Source organism: Xenorhabdus lircayensis (assembly GCF_016306625.1).
Taxonomy (GTDB): Bacteria; Pseudomonadota; Gammaproteobacteria; order Enterobacterales; family Enterobacteriaceae; genus Xenorhabdus; species Xenorhabdus lircayensis.
Genome location: NZ_JACOII010000079.1, coordinates 1 through 4,406, shown reverse-complemented (window position 1 = coordinate 4,406; position 4,406 = coordinate 1). Strand labels below are relative to the sequence as shown.

General features: G+C 40.6%; 3 protein-coding genes, 5 tRNA genes and 1 rRNA gene. 1 reads left to right on the top strand and 8 read right to left on the bottom strand.

Annotation, left to right across the window (positions count from 1 at the left end):
* Positions 1-129 precede the first annotated feature (129 nt).
* The 4 genes from H8A87_RS19105 to H8A87_RS19090 form a co-directional block, all read right to left on the bottom strand.
* Positions 130-205: transfer RNA gene (locus H8A87_RS19105), tRNA-Thr, on the bottom strand.
* Positions 206-211: 6 nt separating this feature from the next.
* Positions 212-286 (bottom strand) — tRNA-Gly (locus H8A87_RS19100).
* A 100-nt stretch (positions 287-386) separates the two neighbouring features.
* A tRNA-Tyr gene (locus H8A87_RS19095) sits at positions 387-471 on the bottom strand.
* A 15-nt stretch (positions 472-486) separates the two neighbouring features.
* Positions 487-562, bottom strand: a tRNA-Thr gene (locus tag H8A87_RS19090).
* Between the two features lie 403 nt (positions 563-965).
* Here H8A87_RS19090 and coaA point away from each other — a divergent pair.
* Complete coding sequence (coaA, locus tag H8A87_RS19085) at positions 966-1,916, top strand: type I pantothenate kinase (RefSeq protein ID WP_198691471.1); 951 nt, start codon at positions 966-968, stop codon at positions 1,914-1,916.
* Positions 1,917-1,949: 33 nt separating this feature from the next.
* Here the strand turns inward: coaA and birA are convergent, their stop codons facing one another.
* From birA to H8A87_RS19065, 4 genes are all read right to left on the bottom strand, one after another.
* Complete coding sequence (gene birA / locus H8A87_RS19080; protein ID WP_198691470.1) at positions 1,950-2,909, bottom strand: bifunctional biotin--[acetyl-CoA-carboxylase] ligase/biotin operon repressor BirA; 960 nt, start codon at positions 2,907-2,909, stop codon at positions 1,950-1,952.
* A complete protein-coding gene (gene murB, locus H8A87_RS19075) occupies positions 2,906-3,943 on the bottom strand; it encodes a UDP-N-acetylmuramate dehydrogenase (RefSeq protein WP_198691469.1) in 1,038 nt (345 codons plus the stop codon). Before murB ends, birA begins: the two co-directional genes overlap by 4 nt.
* Positions 3,944-4,095: 152 nt before the next feature.
* Positions 4,096-4,211, bottom strand: a 5S ribosomal RNA gene (rrf, locus tag H8A87_RS19070).
* A 34-nt stretch (positions 4,212-4,245) separates the two neighbouring features.
* Positions 4,246-4,321 (bottom strand) — tRNA-Thr (locus tag H8A87_RS19065).
* Between the last annotated feature and the right edge of the window lie 85 nt (positions 4,322-4,406).

Here is a 4,406-nt window from a genome sequence, read left to right as displayed (position 1 = left end):
CGTTCAAACTTTTCTTTAGACATTAGGTTGTCCCTCTAAGACACGGAATCGGTGGTTTCACCACATCAACCAAGCAGTTGCTTGTTAGATATTTACAGGAAGAAAATCAGGAGGCAAGAACAGGGGAAATGGTGCTGATAGGCAGATTCGAACTGCCGACCTCACCCTTACCAAGGGTGTGCTCTACCAACTGAGCTATATCAGCACATCTTGGAGCGGGCAGCGGGAATCGAACCCGCATCATCAGCTTGGAAGGCTGAGGTAATAGCCATTATACGATGCCCGCATGAACTCGGCTACCTGAGTTTAATCAGCTGTATCTTGTATCTCAAGTATTTTGTCTGGAGTAAAACTCGAGCAGAACACTCAAGATGAAAACTGGTTAATGGTGGTGGGGGAAGGATTCGAACCTTCGAAGTCTGTGACGGCAGATTTACAGTCTGCTCCCTTTGGCCGCTCGGGAACCCCACCTTTCCAAATTTTTAATGGTGCCGGCACCAAGAGTCGAACTCGGGACCTACTGATTACAAGTCAGTTGCTCTACCAACTGAGCTATGCCGGCATCAAGTGCTGCGCATTTTAGGTAGTGTTGGTCCACGATGCAACAGAAAAATTGTTTTTTTTTCTCTTTCGCCCATAAAACAGCCACATCCAATAATATTGATGGTTTTTTAAGCGATTTTAGATTAAATATTAAACAAAAAGATTCTGCAGTAGAGGAACTGAAAAATACATTTGTATCACTTTAGTTCTTTCTTATGAAAAAAAGAGAATGGACACTAAAGACAACCACAGAAAATGGAATATTTTTTTACATTTTTGTATTTCCCATCAAAAAATTTACTAAAATCATAAAAAATTCTACGCCTGAGATAACGCAACCGATATGATGAGATTTATTTTTTGTCGGATACGGGTGTTCTCAACAACCTGTCCAACCTGCATAGACAGGCAGATGTTGGCTTATGAATAAGAAAGAATCTTTTTTGACGACTCCATATTTACAATTTGATCGTGAACATTGGGCAACATTGCGTGACTCGGTGCCTTTAACATTAACAGAAGAAGAAGTTGCTGCTTTAAAAGGGATTAATGAAGAAATCTCAATAGATGAAGTGATTGAAATTTATCTTCCATTGTCACGCCTACTCAATTTTTATATTAGTTCCAATTTACGGCGACAAGCTGTTCTCGAACAATTTTTAGGGACAGATGAACAAAAAGTACCTTACATTATTGGTATCGCGGGCAGTGTTGCTGTCGGAAAAAGTACAACTGCGCGCTTATTACAGGCATTACTAAGCCGCTGGCCCGAACATCGCCGTGTTAAGCTAGTGACAACAGACGGCTTTTTGCACTCTAATAATGTATTAAATGAACGTGGCTTAATGAAAAAAAAGGGGTTCCCTGAATCCTATGATATGCGCAACCTAGTCAAATTCGTCGCCGACATAAAATCCGGTGCTGAAAAGGTTATTGCGCCAGTATATTCCCACCTAAGCTATGATATTGTCCCCAATGAACAACTTATCATTGAAAGGCCGGATATTCTGATCCTTGAAGGCTTAAACGTACTACAAAGTGGCATGGATTATCCACATGAGCCACACCATGTATTTGTATCTGATTTTGTTGACTTTTCCATTTATGTTGATGCATCAGAAGAGTTACTCGAACAATGGTACATCAGTCGTTTCCTTAAGTTCCGACAAGGTGCTTTTTCAGATCCAGATTCCTATTTCCACAACTATTCTAAGCTAACGACAGAAGATGCGGTAAAAGTCGCATCAAGTATTTGGCGGGAAATTAACGGATTAAACTTACAACAAAACATTTTACCAACTAAAGAACGTGCTAGCTTGATTATGACGAAAGGAACTAATCACACGATCGAAAGTGTCAGATTAAGAAAATAAAGCAAACAGCCGGAAATATTTCCGGCTTTGTGCTCAACAACCCCTCAAGGAAATTTCACCACCAATGTAAGGCGTAATAACACCATTGATATCAAGCAATAGTGCTCCTTGTTGATCAATTCCACGAGCTGTCCCATGAATTTCCTGATCACCAATAATTAATTTCACTTGACGATTAATAAAATTATCTAAGTTGTGCCATCGAGAAATAAAAGGAGATAATCCTTCATTTTCAAACTGAATTAATGCTTTTTTAAGCTCGACAATAATTTCAGCAATCAATTTATTCCGCTCAACAGTAATTCTCGCTTGCTGTAAGTTAGTCCACCGTTGATTAATCGATTTCTGCTGTTCGCTGCTCATCGAAATATTCATGCCTATTCCGATAACTATCTGGGCTGCATCTCCCGTTTTTCCTGTCAGTTCGACCAATATGCCCGCCAGTTTCTTATCATCCAGATATAAGTCATTAGGCCATTTTACTTTGACTCTTTCAGCTCCCTGACAATTTAGGACTTCTGCGATCACAATTCCGACAACCAAACTTAAGCCAATTGCCGCCGCAGGCCCTTGTTCCAAGCACCAATACATGGACAAATATAAATTTCTGCCAAAAGCAGAAACCCACTGTCTGCCACGACGCCCTCTACCAGCATACTGGTATTCTGCAACACAAGCATCGCCTGAAGCGAGCTCTGCTAGTTTCTCCAGCAAATACTGATTGGTAGAATCAATAACAGGTATAACTTCAATGCGATCGTTTGGAAGATAATTAGTAATAATTTCTTTATCAAGAAGATTCATTGGGGCTGGAAAACGATAACCCTTACCTGGGAGTGTTAAAATTTCTACCCCCCATTCACGAATAGTCTGAATATGTTTATTAATTCCCGCACGGCTCATTCCCAATCCTTGGCCAAGTTGCTGTCCTGAATGAATTTCACCATCAGATAACACTTTAATTAATTTTAACGGGGTACTAATATCTTTCATGAAATACACTCCACTGCGTCTATCTCCCCCTCACTACCAATGAAGCGTACCTCAGGCTCTAAGAAAATATTAAATTTTTCCGCTACTTTGTTATGCACGTAAGCAGCCAAGGTAACAATATCCTGCCCCGTTGCATTTCCTTTATTGATCAATACCAGTGCTTGTTTCGTATGCACGGCCGCATCACCAATAGAGTAGCCTTTCAAGTGGCATTGATCGATAAGCCATCCCGCAGCAATCTTTACGCTATGTTCATTATGATACTGAGGACAATCTGGATACTCAGATTGAATTTTCTGCGCTAATTCAGTCGAAACAATTGGATTTTTAAAGAAACTTCCTGCATTAGCCATCACCGCAGGATCTGGTAATTTGCTCTGGCGCATTTCACACACAGTATTGAATATTTGCTCTGGTGTAACATCTTCTCGCGAAAACTGAGCCAAGCCACCATAAGTTAATGTTGGTTCCCATTCCTTATTTAAACGTAAACCGACTGCTGTAATAGCGTAACCATCTTTATATTGATGTTTGAAAATACTGTCTCTATACGCAAATTGGCACTCATTTGTCATTAGACGAATTGAATTTCCAGTTTTCAGTTCGACAAAATCCACATACTCACAGACATGCTTAAATTCAATTCCATATGCCCCGATATTCTGAATAGGAGCAGAACCTACATTTCCAGGGATCAACGCTAAATTTTCCAAGCCATGGATTTGTTGCTTAAGTAAATGAGTAATCAGCTCATGCCAATTTTCACCTGCACCAACATGAATATGCCATGCAGTATCCGACTCTTTTATGTCGATACCAAGAATACGGTTTAGTATCACAGTACCGTTAAAATTTTCGGTTAAGAGGATATTACTTCCTCCTCCCAATAGTAAAATGGGATGATCTTTTCTCATAGCTTCTTGCCATAAGGACAGGAGAGATTCAATAGAGGTTGCTATACCGATATGCTCAGCACGGGCTGAAATGCTAAATGTGTTGAACGCTTTTAGTTGGGTAGATTGACAGACAGACATTCACTTCAAGCTCGATAGGTAATTTGGTCGTAGTCTATCAGACTCTACATTTGAAAGATAAGCCAGTAATTAACCATGCTTATATGTTATTGAAAAAACATTATAAATGCAAAAGGCCACTCGTATGAGTGGCCTTTTGACTGGGTATAAAAGCTTGGCAGTTCCCTACTCTCGCATGGGGAGACCCCACACTACCATCGGCGCTACGGCGTTTCACTGCTGAGTTCGGCATGGGGTCAGGTGGGACCACCGCGCTGTTGCCGCCAAGCAAATTCTGTTTTATTTGCCGAACATATTATTCATGGTGCTGATACCCAGATTCGAACTGGGGACCTCACCCTTACCAAGGGTGTGCTCTACCAACTGAGCCATATCAGCAAGTGCTAAAATAACAAGTTCTAAATTAAAAAGTGTTGCCTATTTGGCAACACTTATAAATTGATGTCTGGCAGTTCCCTACTCT